This is a genomic window from Cyclonatronum sp. (assembly GCF_022565315.1).
Classification (GTDB): Bacteria; Bacteroidota; Rhodothermia; order Balneolales; family Cyclonatronaceae; genus Cyclonatronum.
The window spans coordinates 1-16,261 of the sequence record NZ_JAIUMX010000035.1 but is presented as its reverse complement, the minus strand read 5'-3'; the positions used below and the strand labels follow the sequence as shown (position 1 = coordinate 16,261).

13 protein-coding genes are annotated in these 16,261 nt (G+C 55.3%); 7 read left to right on the top strand and 6 right to left on the bottom strand.

Features of this window, described 5'->3' with window-relative positions; all coding sequences use genetic code 11:
• Positions 1-106: 106 nt before the first annotated feature.
• Entirely contained in the window at positions 107-1,051 is a 945-nt protein-coding gene (locus tag LAT75_RS07625; RefSeq protein ID WP_291482049.1) for a ring-cleaving dioxygenase, read from the bottom strand.
• 342 nt (positions 1,052-1,393) lie between these two features.
• On the opposite strand from LAT75_RS07625, the gene scpA reads away from it, so the two are divergent.
• Both scpA and LAT75_RS07615 read left to right on the top strand, forming a co-directional pair.
• Positions 1,394-3,553: a methylmalonyl-CoA mutase gene (gene scpA / locus LAT75_RS07620; RefSeq protein WP_291482048.1), complete on the top strand. Its 2,160-nt coding sequence runs from the start codon at positions 1,394-1,396 to the stop codon at positions 3,551-3,553.
• Between the two features lie 225 nt (positions 3,554-3,778).
• Entirely contained in the window at positions 3,779-4,375 is a 597-nt protein-coding gene (locus LAT75_RS07615; protein ID WP_291482047.1) for a class I SAM-dependent methyltransferase, read from the top strand.
• Between the two features lie 39 nt (positions 4,376-4,414).
• Here LAT75_RS07615 and LAT75_RS07610 read toward each other — a convergent pair whose 3' ends face one another.
• A complete protein-coding gene (locus LAT75_RS07610; protein WP_291482046.1) occupies positions 4,415-5,875 on the bottom strand; it encodes a PAS domain S-box protein in 1,461 nt (486 codons plus the stop codon).
• 471 nt (positions 5,876-6,346) lie between these two features.
• Between LAT75_RS07610 and LAT75_RS07605 the strand changes: the two genes are divergently transcribed.
• Positions 6,347-6,886, top strand: a complete 540-nt coding sequence (locus LAT75_RS07605; RefSeq protein ID WP_291482045.1) for an HD domain-containing protein — start codon at positions 6,347-6,349, stop codon at positions 6,884-6,886.
• 305 nt (positions 6,887-7,191) lie between these two features.
• Here LAT75_RS07605 and LAT75_RS07600 read toward each other — a convergent pair whose 3' ends face one another.
• The 3 genes from LAT75_RS07600 to LAT75_RS07590 all read right to left on the bottom strand — a co-directional run bounded on the left by LAT75_RS07600 (position 7,192) and on the right by LAT75_RS07590 (position 10,096).
• Positions 7,192-8,019 carry a ThuA domain-containing protein gene (locus LAT75_RS07600; RefSeq protein ID WP_291482044.1) on the bottom strand — a complete coding sequence of 276 codons (828 nt, stop codon included), beginning with the start codon at positions 8,017-8,019 and terminating at the stop codon, positions 7,192-7,194.
• A 69-nt stretch (positions 8,020-8,088) separates the two neighbouring features.
• The gene (locus LAT75_RS07595) at positions 8,089-8,634 is read right to left on the bottom strand and encodes an alpha/beta hydrolase (RefSeq protein ID WP_291482043.1); all 546 of its coding nucleotides are present in this window, start codon (positions 8,632-8,634) and stop codon (positions 8,089-8,091) included.
• A gap of 16 nt (positions 8,635-8,650) precedes the next feature.
• Positions 8,651-10,096 carry an aminotransferase class V-fold PLP-dependent enzyme gene (locus LAT75_RS07590; protein ID WP_291482042.1) on the bottom strand — a complete coding sequence of 482 codons (1,446 nt, stop codon included), beginning with the start codon at positions 10,094-10,096 and terminating at the stop codon, positions 8,651-8,653.
• A 253-nt stretch (positions 10,097-10,349) separates the two neighbouring features.
• Here LAT75_RS07590 and LAT75_RS07585 point away from each other — a divergent pair, with 253 nt between their 5' ends.
• The 4 genes from LAT75_RS07585 to LAT75_RS07570 all read left to right on the top strand — a co-directional run bounded on the left by LAT75_RS07585 (position 10,350) and on the right by LAT75_RS07570 (position 15,347).
• Positions 10,350-10,868 carry a DUF1648 domain-containing protein gene (locus LAT75_RS07585; RefSeq protein WP_291482041.1) on the top strand — a complete coding sequence of 173 codons (519 nt, stop codon included), beginning with the start codon at positions 10,350-10,352 and terminating at the stop codon, positions 10,866-10,868.
• A gap of 337 nt (positions 10,869-11,205) precedes the next feature.
• Entirely contained in the window at positions 11,206-12,753 is a 1,548-nt protein-coding gene (locus LAT75_RS07580) for a hypothetical protein (RefSeq protein WP_291482040.1), read from the top strand.
• A gap of 136 nt (positions 12,754-12,889) precedes the next feature.
• A complete protein-coding gene (locus tag LAT75_RS07575; RefSeq protein WP_291482039.1) occupies positions 12,890-13,924 on the top strand; it encodes a hypothetical protein in 1,035 nt (344 codons plus the stop codon).
• Positions 13,925-14,153: 229 nt separating this feature from the next.
• On the top strand, positions 14,154-15,347 hold the full coding sequence (locus LAT75_RS07570; protein WP_291482038.1) for an AAA family ATPase: 1,194 nt from the start codon (positions 14,154-14,156) through the stop codon (positions 15,345-15,347).
• 357 nt (positions 15,348-15,704) lie between these two features.
• Here the strand turns inward: LAT75_RS07570 and LAT75_RS07565 are convergent.
• A partial coding sequence (locus LAT75_RS07565; RefSeq protein ID WP_291482037.1) for a TlpA disulfide reductase family protein occupies positions 15,705-16,261 on the bottom strand: 557 nt, incomplete at its 5' end.

Here is a 16,261-nt window from a genome sequence, read left to right as displayed (position 1 = left end):
ACTGCCTGTTCCAAACCAAAAAGCCGGCTGCCAATGCCTGAAACTTATCAGCATCGGCGCCGGCTTTTCTTATGGCTCGTTGTTGCGCTCTCTTGATTTAATAATGCTAACTCAACTCATATTTAAGCGGCTTCAGGCCTGCTTCAATTTCTGCACGCTTAGGCTCATACCACGGCGGCAGGATTAAAGTTTCACCCAATTTTTCGGGATCTTCATCCCGGTCAAATCCGGGGCCGTCGGTGGCAAGCTCAAACAAAACGCCGCCGGGCTCTTTAAAGTACACGGATTTAAACCAAAAGCGGTCAATCTGCGGTGAGGGCGACAGACCGAACTGCATCACCTTATTGCGCACCGTCATTTCTTCTTCGGTGTCTTTCACGCGCCACGCAAGATGATGGATGCCGCCGGTTCCCCAGCGCCCAAGACCGAGTTTGGAATCAGCATGTACTTCTACAAGCTTGCCGGAAGTGCCGCCTTCCACGCCGTAGCGGACCCAGCCGTTGTCTTCAGCCATGCGTTCGTAACCGAACACATCTGTGAGCAGGACTTCGGTATTTTTGAGCTCACGCACCTGAAAACGCACGTTATGCATGCCGCGCAGCTGCTTATCTGCCGGAACACTGCTTTTTTCCCAGGCTGCAAAATCACGTTCGTCATCGTTTTCCGTGAGGGCCAGACCAAGACCGTGCGGATCAATGAAGGTGAGGTGTTTTTCGCTGAAGCGGATTTCCTCGAGGGTGGTGATGTTATGAGCGTCAAGGCGCTCTTTCCAGTAGGCCATCGTGCCCTGCGGGATGGCGAAAATGACTTCCACTGCCATACCCGCACCGGTTTTCGCCGGACCCATATCTGGCCAGGGGAAAAAGGTGAGGTCCGTACCGGGGTTGCCGTCTTTGTCGGCAAAAAACAGATGGTAGGTATCGGGCGCATCCTGATTGATGCTTTTCTTTACCAGACGCAGACCCATCACCTTTGTGTAAAAGTCAAGGTTCTCCTGCGGATCACCGGCTATTGCCGTAATATGATGCAAGCCGTGTACTTGTGCTTTCATAATAATTCTGATTTGGTTTAATTGTTGTATTTCGAGCTTTAAACGCAGCTGACGAGAAAATCGTTTGTTTAAACAAATATTATTTCAATAACTTGTTTTTATTATATTTAGATAACGCATCGTCAGACCCAAACACCGTTCTTTCAGCTTTCCGGAACCGATCGGTTTACCTTCCATGCTCGAACTGCTGCACTGCTGGAAAATCAATCTAAAGCAGCACAGGCTTTGGGTATCATTCCGGCTTTTTTTGTACTTTAAACAGATATTATTATTCGAAATTAGCGGTTCGGTTTGTTCCATGCGCTAAAATGTTATCCTGATCTATTATTAAATCCCGCAATTATGAAGCCTGTACCCGACTCACCTTTGTTTGAACAGTGGAAAGCGCTTGCAGAAAAATTCCTGAAAGGGGCACCCCTCGAAAAGCTGTTTTATGATACGCCGGAAGGCATCACCATGAAGCCTGTTTACACGGCTGATGACATTTCCGCTTCGCCTTACAAAGACGGCCTTCCGGGTCAGGAGCCCTTTACCCGCGGACCCTACCCCACCATGTACACGCAGCGGCCCTGGACCATCCGGCAGTATGCCGGCTTCTCTACCGCTGAGGAATCCAACGCATTTTACCGCAAGGCACTTGCTGCGGGTCAGCGCGGGCTCAGCGTTGCCTTCGACCTCGCTACACACCGCGGTTACGACTCTGATCACCCGCGCGTTGAGGGTGATGTCGGCAAGGCCGGCGTTGCCATCGATTCTGTTGAGGACATGAAAATCCTGTTCGACGGCATCCCCCTCGACAAAATGTCGGTATCCATGACCATGAACGGGGCCGTGCTTCCCGTACTGGCAAATTACATTGTTGCCGCCGAAGAACAGGGTGTGAAGCAGGAACAGCTCAGCGGCACCATTCAGAACGACATCCTCAAAGAGTTCATGGTGCGCAACACCTACATTTATCCGCCGCTGCCGTCCATGCGGATTGTGTCGGACATCATCGGGTACACGAGCCGGCACATGCCCAAATACAACTCCATTTCGATTTCGGGCTATCACATGCAGGAAGCCGGCGCCAACAGCGTGCTCGAGCTGGCCTTCACCATTGCCGACGGCCTCGAGTATGTGGAAGCCGCACAAAAGGCCGGGCTTGATGTTGACGACTTCGCCCCGCGCCTGTCCTTCTTTTTTGCCATCGGGATGAATTTCCTGATGGAAGTCTCCAAGCTTCGCGCCGCACGTACCCTGTGGGCCGAACTCATGAAGGAGCGCTTCAGTCCCAAAAATCCGAAATCCCTGATGCTGCGCACGCACTGCCAAACCTCCGGATGGAGCCTCACCGCGCAGGATCCGCTCAATAACGTGGTTCGCACAACCATCGAAGCCATGGCAGCCGTACTCGGCGGCACCCAAAGCCTGCACACCAACTCCTACGACGAAGCCATCTCCCTGCCGACCGATACCGCAGCGCGCATCGCCCGAAATACGCAGCTGATTATCGCCGAAGAAACCGACATCACCAAAACCGTAGATCCCTTCGCGGGCTCCTACGCGGTCGAATCTCTGACGATGGAGCTGGTCGAAAAAGCCCGCGCCATTATTGAGGAAGTCACCGAGCTGGGCGGCATGGCCAAAGCCATCGAAAGCGGCATGCCGAAAATGCGCATTGAGGAAGTGGCCGCCATCAAGCAGGCGGGCATCGATAAGGGGGATGTAACCATCGTTGGGGTAAACAAGTACCGCCTCGCGAAGGAAGATGACATCGAAGTACTGGATATCGACAACACCGAGGTTCGCCGCAAGCAGATCGAACGCCTTGAAAAAGTGAAGGCAAGCCGTGATGCTGTCAAAGCCGAAGCTGCCCTCAGTAAATTACGTGCTGCCACTACCGATACCGGCATCAATCTGCTGGAAGCCGCGGTTGAGGCAGCCCGGGCCCGCTGCACGGTCGGGGAAATTTCTGATGCCCTCGAAAAAGTCTGGGGCCGCCACAACGCTACTTCTCAGACCATTTCCGGCGTGTATGAAAGTGCCTACAAAGCCGATGAAGACTACAGCAAGATCAAAAAAGCTATCGAAGCTTTCGCGGAGCAGGAAGGCCGCAGACCCCGTATGCTCGTGGTGAAAATGGGGCAGGACGGGCACGACCGCGGCGCCAAAGTAGTGGCGACCGCCTTCGCCGATATCGGTTTTGATGTGGATATGGGGCCGCTGTTTTCTACCCCGGAAGAAGCTGCCAAAATGGCCGTGGAAAACGACGTGCACGTAGTGGGCGTTTCGAGTTTGGCCGCAGGCCACAAAACCCTCATCCCAAAACTCATCAGCGAGCTGAAGAAGCAGGATGCCGGAGATATCGTGGTGATTGCCGGCGGTGTAATTCCGCCCAAAGACTTCGACTGGCTGCGGGAGCAGGGTGTGGCAGCGGTTTTCGGACCGGGTACGCACATCCCGCGGGCAGCGCTCGAAGTACTGCAGGCCATTCAGGGTTCAGAAGCTGAAACAGCTTAACCCGATTCGGGCAGACCATCATTAATGCGTACCACAAGGCCGGAGATTTTACCTCCGGCCTTTTTTTATGGCTTTGAGGCTTCATCCCCCCTACACAAAAGACAACTTTATCAACCTAAAAAGTCATAAAAAGGATCAGTCTTCCTTAACTTCAGAATTCTTTCATCTGGCGAAAACAACTCAATCAGATTTAGTCGCCGCTTTTATTACGAATTAAACGAAACTATGAAACATTTCTGGGACGAACGCTACCGGGCGCCCGAATATGCCTACGGCACTGAACCCAACCTTTATTTTAAAGAAAAACTGGAGCAGTTCACGCCCGGCCATATTTTGCTGCCCGGAGAGGGTGAAGGCCGCAATGCCGTGTGGGCTGCACAGCAGGGCTGGAAAGTTACCGCTGTTGATTTCAGCACAGCCGGCCGGCGAAAGGCGATGCAGCTTGCCCGGAAAAATGCGGTGCAGCTCGATTACCGGGTCGAGTCTTTTCATGATGCGGCCCTTGAACCCGAAAGCTTCGATGCGGCCGGAGTTATCTTTTTCCACTTACCGGCGCTGTTTATGGAGCGCGCCTTTGCAAAAATAACCGAAAGCCTTAAGCCCGGCGGCGTTCTGATTGCAGAGCTTTATTCAGCCGCACAGCTGGGCCGTGCATCGGGCGGGCCACAATCGCCGGAGCTGCTTTATACCCCCGAACAACTTGAAAACTGGCTAAGCGGCTACAGCTTCTCTGAACTCGAACCGGTAGAAACGGAACTCAGCGAAGGCCGTTTCCATCAGGGAAAAGCGAGCGTACTCCGGGTGCTGGCTCATAAAATGTAAAAGGAAGAACACCTTTCAGCAGCAAAACAACGGTGAAGATCAGGTGCCGGGCTGATCGCCGGCCGCTTCTTCGGTACGGTTCGTTTCGGCAACGATGGCTTTCACGATGTCATCAAGATTGGCCACCTCTATGCTCAGGTGCTGCAGGTAGAGTTTGAGCTCCTCATTTGAGAGCGCTTCATCCCCTCTGATCATGTTGCAGATTCCCAAAATGTTGGCGATAGGCCGGCGCACTTCGTGGGACTGCTGCCATGCAATTTTCCGCAGGAATTTATTTTGGGTGAGGATGATATCCTGACGGCGCTTAAGCTCCGTTACATCCTGCAAAATAATGATGGAGTACTGCTTGCCGAAGTTCGAAAAAGTATTGAAGCTGCTGTCCATCGTTATTTGGTCGCCGCAGGATCTCAGAACAGCTATGTAACGATCCGTACTAAGTGCGTTTTCAGTTTCAACCCGTTCAAAATACAGCAGCGGTTTTTGACCAAACTCTGCTTTGTAGTCATCAGGGATAAGGCTGCTAAGCGGCAATCCCACGGCCTTGCTTTCATCGTAGCCCAGCACGGCCTCAAACTGCTCATTTATATAGGTAATGCAGCAGGCCTCGTCAGTGATTAACAGCGGGTGCGGTACCGCTTCGATTGTTTTATTCAGCCGTTCTTTATTTTCACGAAGCTCAATTTCCCGTTCTTTCCGGTCGGTTACGTCAGCCACATTTTGAGCAATACCGCTGATTTTGCCGCCCTCATCATACACCGGATAAATGAAAAAACGCCACCATTTACCCTGATTCTCCTTTTCAAAATAAGCCTGCTTGCCGGCAAGGGCCTCCCGATAATAATTTTCGAACGCATCCCGGTCGGCAGGCAACACATAATCGAGGGCTGGCGCACCGATGGTCTTCACCTTTCCGAAAACCTGCTTCACTATATTTTCGGCAACTTTGTTGAAGAACATGACTTTGAACTCAAGGTCAATAAAGGTTACTGACTGTCCCGCACTGTTATAAATTGCCCGAAGCATGCCTTCCTGAATTCTGATTTTCTCTTCAGTCTGTTTCCGCTTGGTAATATCCCGGTTTAGTACAATAATTTTATCATTACCTAATGGAGCGAGATTGGCTTCAAACCAGTTATCCTGACCACTGCCTGCAAGGCTGTATTCGACCCGTTCAGCAGATTCACCGCGGCAAATGCGCCGGAGTGCACTGCGAAAGGCTGCACGAACACGTACCGGAAGCAGCCCCTGCAAAGCAGTTTCTTCAAAACCGGCAGCAGGAACAAAGCCCTCTTTGCCATCGGCAGCATGTCCCCACTCCAGAATGTTGCCGTCTCTGTCAGCAATGAGCAGCATATCAGGTATGGCTGCAATAATCGACGCAAGGTAATCACGCTGAAGCTCAAGATTTGTAGGGGTATGCTTCGGAAGCCCTGTATTGGGCAAAATTTGTGCAAATAGTCCAAGCAGCACAGTTCCCTCAGGTCCTTCTGAAAAAGGCATAAAATCTGCCTGCACAGCTGTTCCGTACACTGTAAAGAGGGTCGTTACCGGTATTGTCCGTTTTCTGCGTTTTTCTGCTGAACCCGCATTAGCACATAATCGGCGCAAACTGCCGTGTGAACCGGTTTGTATCAGATCAAAAAGCTTAGTGAAACCCGTTTTTTCGCCAAACAACCGCTCAAATGCAGGGTTACAATCAATCAGCTGCCCTTCAGGTGCAACACAGGCAGCGGCAGACACACGCGACTTTTTTAGATAGATTGGAAGCATGATTTGAAAACTATAAAATGAGACCAGCTGTTCCTTCTGGTCTTTCACAACAGGGAGGGGCAGCCAGCCCCGAAAAATACGGCTAAAATCACTTTTTTTATGCTTTTCTTGCATTCCTTTCAGCAGTTGGTATATTCGCTCAAATCCCGGACTGCCTGTAATTTTCACTTTTCCTTTAAAAAACAACAACTTTGAACTGCCATGACGAAACAAGAAGCTGAACAGCTGCTCGAAACCTTCATCGAAAACGAAAACCTGCGACACCACTGCCGCATGGTTGCTGCCGCCATGACGGCCTACGCCCAAAAGCTGGACAAAAACGACCAGGAAACCCATGAATGGTACCTCGCCGGCCTGCTGCACGACCTCGACTGGGAGAAACACCCCGACGCCCATCCCAACTACGCCTTAGCCGAAGTTTTCCCGAAATTCGGGCTGCCGGTCTCCGTTACCGAAGCCATTCGGGCACACGCCCCGGAGCGCACCGGCAAGCAGCCGGAAACCGAAATTGAGCGCTACCTCTTTGCCTGCGATGAACTCAGCGGCTTCATGCACGCCGTCTCCCTGATGCGCCCGGAGGGCTTTGTGGGCATGAAGGCCAGCTCCGTCACCAAAAAAATGAAAGACAAGCGCTTCGCTGCAAACGTCAGCCGGGATGACATCCGGCACGGTGCAGACCTCATCCAAACCGAGCTGGGCGCCCACATACTGTTCCTGGCTGAGGTGTTCGCGAAGTCCTGAAAATAAATCTGCCCCTGATTCCCGACCTTTTGCCGCTCCCGTCATTTTTTTATTTGGGGGAAACTCCGTGCACATCACTGGCGCCCGTGCTGCTTAAAAATCCCAAATCGACGGCGTGTCCCTTGCTTTCTGATGCCGGCGCTCCCAGCCTGAACCCATCCCATAAGCCGGCTTCAAAACCCCAAAACAGGAAGCTGCTCTGCTCAGGGATCGGTGATGAGAAGTCAGCGCACAGAAACCGGATCCATCAGGTTCCGGCAGCCTCAATCTTTAAACCTCAGGCTTCAAAAGCCTCAGCCTGTGCTTTAGTGCCGCCCCAAAGCATACAAAATGCCGCCCAGCAGGTGCTCGAGAAACAGCGGCTCTTCGAATGACTCCCGCGTGTGCCCCAGAGCCGTGTAAAAGGCCCGTCCGCCGTCATACGCATGATACCAGGCAACCGGATGATTTCCGGGATGGTCGCTGCCCTCATAGCTGTCGGTATCGAGCCGCAGCAGCACCTCTGTTGCCTGACTGATGAAGCTGAAATTGTACCACTCATCTTCCCGCTCCCAGCGCTCCGGCAGATGCCGGGTTGAAGGGTGATCCCGGTTTACCACCTCAATCACCGCGCGCCTTACATTCGGATTGTTGGGATGATTGCTGAAATACGCCCCTACCAGCCCGCCGTACCACGGCCATTCGTACTCCGTGTCAGTCGCGGAATGCACCCCCGCAAAACCGCCGCCGTTTTGAATGAAGGCTTTGAAGGCCTGCCGCTGCGCATCATTCGTGAACACGGTTTCTGTTGTGTTCAGGAAAAGCACCGCCTGATAACGACTGAGATTTTCCGGCGTGAAATACCCCGCCTGCTCCGTGTGCGTGAGGCTGAAGCCGTTTTCCGAAGCCAGCTTTTTCACCGCTGCCACACCTGCTTCTATGGAGTCGTGCCGCCAGCCGCTCGTTTTGGTGAATACCAGCAGACGCTCCGCAGCGCCTTCCACTTCGTGATGCGTTTCACCGGCGGGTAACCGGGCAGGTTCGCTGCCGCAGCCGGACGCAGCAAAACCGAGGGCAGGTATCACGAGCGGGAGCAGCAGAGCTGCAACCGGTGCCGGCGCTGATGACGCATTTTGGCGCTTAGTCTGTGTCATAATTCTCCTCCAAATCATTCTTGTTTGCGGGAAAGGGTTCAGCTGTAAAGTGAAGATGCGGCTTCAGCATTATGACCTGCCCGGGCACACATCATCCAAAAAACGCAGAAAAAAATGCTTTACGTCGGGCAGCACTTCATTCAGGGTATGGCCCGAGGGAAGCAGCATCAGCCGGGTGTGCTTCGGGAAGAGGCGGGCGAACCGAATGGCGTTTTCCGGGGGGATGATCTCATCCTGCCAGCCGTGAATGAGGCTCACGGGGCAGCTGATTTCCGGCAGGGGTTCGGTTTCATATCCCGGCATGAAAACGGCCGGCGCCATCAGGAAGAGTCCAGCCGGCTTGAGCGCAGGCTGCAGGTCGCGCAGGGCCAGCAGGCTCACGGCCCCGCCCATACTTGAACCGGCAAGCGCCCAGCCCGCTCCGGGGTTTGTGTCGGTAAAAGCTCTGACCCGGCTCACCAGCCGGGCTGCGCGCACGGCCGGGTCGAAGGTGTCGGTGTAGTCAAGGCTCTCCGAAGTCAGTCCGCGCTCGCGCAGCAGAGCCGAAAGCTGCTGAATCTTGATGCCGTTCGGACCGCTCTCCTTCCCGTGTGAAAAGAAAATGTGCATGCTCATTTCCGGCTTCGCTGCCTCAGCAGTGGCTGATCGCCTTTATCTCGTTGCGGCGCAAAGCTTCGGCTATGGTTTTGTTTTTGAGCGAGGCCACGAAATCCACAAAGGTATCGAGGTCTTTCTGCACGTTGGCGATGCCGACCGAAACGCGGGTCGCGCCGCGCATGCGGCCAAGAAACTTCACCATATCCGGCAGCGAGTGCCGGTCGCGGCTTGCGAAGTAGCGGGCAATTTCCTCCGTAGATACGCAGGAGTTGATTTCATCAATGCCGGGATTGCAGAAGCAGCCCGAGCGGATCGAAATTTTCCGCTCGTTGGCCAGCCCTTCCACTTCCTGAAACGGATAGAGTTTCCCGTCGCGGTCAAAGAAGGTGAGCACCAGGCTGCCGCCGCGGTTTTCAAACGTTTCGGGACCAAACAACCGCACGACCGGCTTTCCGTTGTCGTGCCGGATTTCCCGCAGCTGCTGCGCCAGCCATCCCGCCATCGCCTTAACGCGGGCCGAGATCCGCTCCATCCCGATGGTTTCGAGGTATTCCAGGCCATTCTTCACGGAAGGAATCATGTTGTAGTTCAGGGTGCCGTCCTCGAAGCGCTCGTGCCCGTCGGCCAGGTGCTGCTTCTGCTCGGCAACGGAAACCAGGGTCACGGTTCCGCCTGCAAACCAGCTTTTGCTCAGTTTGGTGAATGCCGATTTTTTGAGCAGCAGACAGCCGATGCCGGTCGGGAAGCCGAACATTTTGTAGAAAGAGACCGAGACAAACTCAGGTTTCCACACGCTCAGATCGAGCCGGGAGGTCGGCACAAAAGCGGCGCCGTCGAGCAGCACATCGTAGCCGAGCGCCTGTGCGCGGGCAATCCACTCCAGCGGATGCTGCACCCCCGATACATTGCTCTGCGCCGGGAAAGCGAACAGGTTCGGCCCCTCGCCGCGCCCGTCTTCAAGCAGCTTGGCAAGCTTTTCTTCGTTGATTTGCAGGTCTTCCACGTTCAGCGGCGCGTACAGCGTGCGGCCGGCGCGGCGCTTCACAAACTCACGGATGCCGTTCACCGAGTTGTGGTTGTCGCTGAGCATCAGCAGGGTGCTGCTTGCGGTGAAGGGGTAGCTCTCCCCAACGAGCTTCAGGGCCGCGGTTGCGTTGGTCGTAAACACGCAGTAGTAATCGGCCGCGGCATTAAAAAAGGAAAGAATTTTGGCCCGGGCTTCCTCAACGAGCTGCGTCGCAAGCTGCGAGGTCGGGTTGGTCGAGTGCGGATTGCCGAGCACCGATTCGAGCAGCATGTTCTGATGCGCCTCAATCAGGCTCCGCGGGTTCAGGTTGCCGCCGGTAAAATCGAGATAGGTGTGTCCGCCGGCGTCGAGGTTGGCGTACTCGCTGCGCCTGAGCGCCTCAAAAAAGGCTTCGTCGGTTACAGGGCTTGCAGCCCCGGCAGCTTTGGGATCTGTAATCGGTTGTACGGACATGATTTACGGAGTTGATGAAGAAAAAGCGGTGAACATAGAAAACGGCTGGCCGATTGGCTGCATTCTTAATCCAACAGCAGGCGGACCTGTCGGAAATATACTGGTAACGGCTTGTTTTACAAAGCTGCACAAAACGGTCATATCCGAATGCAGGAACCCGAAATCCCGCCACAGCCGGCAACAGATTTTGATATCTTCCGTACAGCAGTCCCCCATCTGCGCCCCAAAACCTCCCCATGAAAAAAACTGCCTGATGAAACGCCCGCGTCCCCCCAAACTTGAAATCGAACCCGAGCCTTTTGACCGCCTGCTCGACCGGCTCGGCTTTACACTCATCATCATTCTGGTGCTCATGGTTGCCGTATCCTTCAGCGGACTCCCCGAGCTTGTGCCCACTCATTTTGATTTTTCGGGTGAAGTGACCTCCACCGGCTCCCGCTACATGCTGCTGCTGCTCCCGCTTATGGGCGCCATGACGTTTATGATGATTTACTTCCTCAACAAAGCGCCGCATACCTTTAACTACACCGTCACCATCACCGAAGAAAACGCGGCGCACGAGTACCGCAAAGCCACCCGCATGATGCGCTGGGTGAACCTGATCTGCGCGCTGCTTTTTACCTTCATCACCTTCACCACCATCGCCACGGCTCACGGCTTCACGAAGGGCCTCAACAGCTTCATCATGACCCTCATCATGGCCGCCCTTTTTGGTGTAATCGGCTACTACCTGCTCTACGACCGCATCCACAAACCGGAGAACAAGGTCTGAGCCTGCCCGGCTTTCGGGACAAAACAGGACGTATCTCTTTGCGGCTTCAGCGCTAATTCCGTATCATATTTTTTACTCGCCGAGGCGCTTTTTTCAAATTTTGGTATCTTTTTTTCGGGTGATGGGTTTCCGGGCCTTCAGCTGAATACCAAAACAGGCCGCGGCTTCTTTTTAGCACCGCATCACAAGCTTAGTCGCAGATTTGTCCCGAATGAATTTTACTTTTTTACGCCTTAGTGCATCCGGGCCCCGCAAGCTCTCCCGGCCGGCTCCCGATATATCTGCCCGCCCGAAACCCCTTCCGTTTCGTGCGGTTTTTCTTTTTTTAGCGGTTTGTATGATCGCGGCCTCACAGCTGATCAACCCGCTTTCGGCGCAGGCGCAAACGACGGAGCAAAGTCAGCGCATTCTCGAAATCAAGCAGAGCGGCAACTATCACTGGGGGGAGGCTTTTCACGAGAACCGCGAACAGGCACTGAGCCTTGCGCGGCAGGATCTGATTGAACGCATCGTCGTTTTTGTGATTTCGGATTCCGAAGTGCGCGTGAGCGAGAACGAGGAGGAACTCCGCAGCGAGGTGCAGATGCGCAGCCGCACCCTCAGCCGCATGGAGCTGCGCGGCGCGGGACATATCGAAGTGCAGCGGCGCGACGGCAGCTGGCGCACGACCGCTTACATCAGCCGGGCCGATTTTGCGCGCACCCTTGAGCTTGAAGCCGGCCGGCTCCGATCCATGCTCGCACAGGCCGAAATGGCCGAAAGTCTCGGCAATTTCAACGGGGCCATGCTGCTGTGGCTGGAAGTCCTTGCCGCAACCACCTTTTTCCCTGAGCCGGTTTTCGTGACCGCTTTCGGTTCGGATGCCCCGGTCGAAGCCCGCCTGCTCAGCCGGGAGCGCATCCTGCGGCGGATGAACGAAGCCGATATCCGGGTTTCGGGCGTGCGCAACCGCAGCTCCGGCGACAGCATCGAAATGTACCTCGATCTGGAAATCCGCTTCGGAAATCAGCCGGCAGAAATGCTGGAAGCCGGCATCGACCGCCGGGGCGCGGGGGCGCACCCGGTCGTTAACGGGCGTACCTCCCTCTACATCGATCAGCCCCGCACAAGCGCCCTCGAAGAGCTGGTGCTGCGCATCAGTCCTTCGCCCGGCAGCAGCCTTGCTGAAGAAACCACCGATGCCCTGCTGCGCATCCGGCCCGAAACCCGCCGCGCGGTAACGGCCGACTGGCGCCCCGCCCTCAGCCTCGATATCGAAACCGTAGCCCTGAGCAACGGCAGGGTGCGCCTCATCCCCAACACCCAAAACCTCAGCGTCTTTTCCGTCCGCTGGACCATCGACGGCCGAAGCACCACCGAATCCACGCCGGTCGTCACCTTTCAACCGGGCTCCGATACCGCAGAAGTTTCGCTTCACCTGAACAACGACGAGCACCTAACTACGCACAAAAGCCTGCACCGCAGCGGACGCATCAGCCCGCTCAGCGAGCGCCGTCCGACACCGCCGGCAACTGCGGGGCGAAGTCCGCGCCCGGAAACAGCGCCCACGCCTGCACCTGCTCGCAGCACAGCCAGCGAAAGCGCCATCGTAACAGCCCTGCTCGACGAGCTACTGCGCATCCGCATCGGCGATCAGTTCATCAGCCGCCTTAACGGGCTGCAGCAGGAAGGCCGGCTGATTGTCGGCAACCGCACGGACATGCCCGATGCCTCACTAAGCTACCTCGCGGTCATCAACCCCGTGAACCGCCGCGTCGAAGCCGTGCTTGGCCCCGCCCTGAACGGAGCGCGCACCCGCCTGCCCGGCACCACAACCTTCACCGAAACCGAAATCCCCGAACGCTTCCGCAATATGGGAACGGTCTGGTTTCACTTCACGGAATAGCGGTTAGCGGTTAGCGGTTAGCGGTTAGCGGTTAGCGGTTAGCGGTTAGCGGTTAGCGGTTAGCGGTCAAAATTATCACCATGTCTTTTCCAAGCAAGCTATTTGCTGCTCAACGCTTCATCAAGTCTTAAGCCGAATGAAAGTTTCATCCTATTTTAAAATCTCTTCTCAACGCCGGCCTTTTTTTGCGGGTGCTGCCGTGCTGTTTTTTCTTTTTGGGGTGATGTGTTTCCCGGCCGGCATCAGGGCGCACAGCCCGGAGGCCACTGCAGCTACTGATCCACCGGCGGAGGTGCTGGTGAACGTTGCCGATTTTTCGGACAGCGGTTTTCGCGCTGTTATTGAACGCAACGCTACGGCTTTTCTCACGGAAATCAACCGCTCTTTCGGCCTGCAGCGACGTCCGAATTTCGGGCGGGAAACCCACGCGGCCTTCGACGCGGTCGGCTTCGGCCGCCTGTGGAGCGTGAGTCGGTTTTATGTGGATGACGACATCATCATCGAGCAGCTCGCCCGCCGCAGCGACGGCAGCTGGGAGATGCGCAACATCCCGCTGATGATGCGGGATCAGTCAGGCGATGAGCATTTTGAGGAGGGCGTGCTGGAGTTCAGCGCCGACGGCAGCGTATCCGGCCTCCGGCTCGCGCTTCCCGCACACCGCTATCAGGCGCTCATCCGTGCCGCCGACAGCGCGGTCGATCACGAAAACAGGATGATGATCATCAGCTTTCTCGAAATTTTCCGCACGGCCTTCAATCAGAAAGACATCGCTTTCATCGAACAGGTGTTCAGCGATGAAGCCCTGATTATCGTGGGTCGGGTTGTGGAAAGCAAGGGTCGCAGCTCCGAATATGAGCAGCAGGTTGAATTCCTGCGCTTCAACAAGGAAGAATATTTGAGCCGCCTGCGCGGGGTGTTCGCCCGAAACGCCTGGATTGATGTGGGCTTTGAGGACATCGACATCTTCCGGCACCCGCAGCAGCCGCACATGTACGGCGTGTCGCTGGTGCAGTACTACAACTCCCAAACCTACTCCGATGTGGGCTACCTCTTCCTGCTGATTGATTTCCGAAGCGAAGAAGAACCCCTGATACACGTGCGCACCTGGCAGCCCAAACAGGCCACCCCCGAAAGCAACCGCTTCAGCATAGGCGATATCGAGATTTTTTAGGGGTGAAGGATGCGTTGAGAGTCATGGATTAAGCGCCGGTTTTTTACCGCGAAGGGCGCGAAGGGTTGCACGAAGACCGCGAAGGCGGGGATTGGGCTTCATCACCCTAATAAATCCGCGCAAATCCGGCCCGATCCGCACAATCCGCGTGCCATTAGGCGCACATCAGGTATCGGTTTGGACGTGAACCGATTTACAAGTAAATTCGGTCTGAACACAGACCGATATTATGATGGATTATTTATTCGAAATTTCTGAACGGCTCATCTCACATGCGCCGGAAGCGGTTGTAAGAAATCAGCTGGCTCAGCTTTCTGAGGGCGGACGCATGATTGGAATCAAGGGTGCCCGGGGAGTCGGCAAATCGACGCTGTTGCTTCAGTTTGCCCGGATGAAGCTTCAGGACAAGAAAAAAATATATGTCAGTCTGGATGATATTGCTTTTGCGCAGCAGGGACTTGCCGATTTTGCAGATGCATTTGTGAAACGGGGCGGCGAGTACCTTCTCATCGATGAAGTGCACAGCTACAGTGGCTGGGCCCGTGAAATGAAGAACATTTATGACCGCTATCCCGGGCTTCATGTTTTGTTTACCGGTTCATCCATGCTTCAGCTGAGTGAGGGCCTTGGTGAGCTTTCGAGGCGGGCCGTGATTTACGACCTTCCGGGGCTTTCCTTTCGCGAGTATATTCAGTTTGCAACGGGAAAGACTTTCGATGTTATTCCGCTAAGTTCCATTCTGAGCGACCATCAGCAGATTGCAAAAACGATCTGGCAGGAAATCAGGCCGCTTCAGCATTTTGAGGATTACCTGCGCGGGGGCTACTACCCCTATTATTTCGAAAACCCGCAAACTTACGATTTGCGCCTTCGGGAAACGGTTGTCCGGGTTATCGAGTCCGATTTACTGCTCACTACCGGGATCAGCCCGGCAAGTATGGAAAAAGTAAAACAGCTCTTGCACATCATCAGCCACAGTGTGCCTTTCAAACCTAACATCGACAAACTTGCGGAACGCATGCAGACAGGCAAAAACAACCTGAAGGCTTATTTCCGCTATCTTGATTTGGCGGGGCTCACACGATCCCTGTTTAGTGCGAAAAAAGGGATCAGCCTGCTTACCAAGCCGGAAAAAGTTTACCTGAGCCATCCCAATATCATGCACAGCCTTAATCCGGGTGAGGTGAACCCCGGCACGCAGCGCGAATCATTCCTGCTTAGTCAGCTTGCTCCGATCCACACCGTGCACGAGCCTGATCGTGGCGACTTCCTCGTTGATCGCAGCCTGCTCCTTGAAGTGGGCGGCAAAAACAAGACCGCCGCACAGATTTCAGGTGAAGAAAACGCATGGCTCGCCATCGACGGCATCGAAACCGGATATGGCAACCGCATCCCGCTTTGGCTGTTTGGTTTTTTGTATTAGAAGCGTACGGGGTAACTGAAATCTGACCCGTTCCGCGGGCCATCCGGCACCCTACTATTCGCGCCCTTCGCGACATCCTTAGCGGCCTTCGCGGTGAAAATCAGCTGCCGGAATTTAACCGCGAAGACCGCGAAGGGTTGCGCGAAGGGCGCGAAGGGTGGGGGGCTGGCTTTGGGGATTTCTCACATTACGCTTCGGTCATTTTCCTGCTTCTCCCCTCCCGGATGCTTCGGAGAGTTCCTTCCACCTGATAAGCGTTCGAAATGACATGGGGGCGGGGTTCGGTGCATCAACCCCCCAAAAAATCCGCGGAAATCCGGCCCGATCCGCTCAATCCGCGTGCCATCAACCGGGAGATCAGCGCGGGGAGGGGATGGGGTTGCCCTGTATGAGGTGCCAGTCAACCCAGGCATGGGCGTGCCTTACGGAGTTGGGGCGCAGGATAATCCTGCGGTCGCGGTCCAGCAGCCAGAAGGCGGGCAGGCTGTGCACGTGCCAGTCGAGGGCGGCGGCGCTTTCCCAGCGGTTCAGGTCGGTGGTGGCGGGAAAGGGCAGCCCGGCGGTGAACGCTTCAAAGGCTTCGGGCGCATCATCCAGACTTACCAGCACAACTTCCACCCCCTGCGCACGCCAGCTTTGGTACCTTGCCCGCAGTTCGGGCAGCATCTCCCGGCAGGCGGCGCACCAGCCTGCGGCGAAGACGACCAGCACAAAATCAGCATCCAGCCCGCTCAGGCTTTCCGCTGACAGACCATCGGGTCGGTTCCTGAGCGGACCGAAAACAAGATCGGGAGCGGTGTTGCCGATGCGCATGGCGCCGTAGATTTCCAGCTTTGCGCGCAGGTTCCGGTCAGGCAGCTCCGGGTACTGCGTGAGCAGCCGGCGCGCAAGATGCTCTGATGAGGCAAACAGGC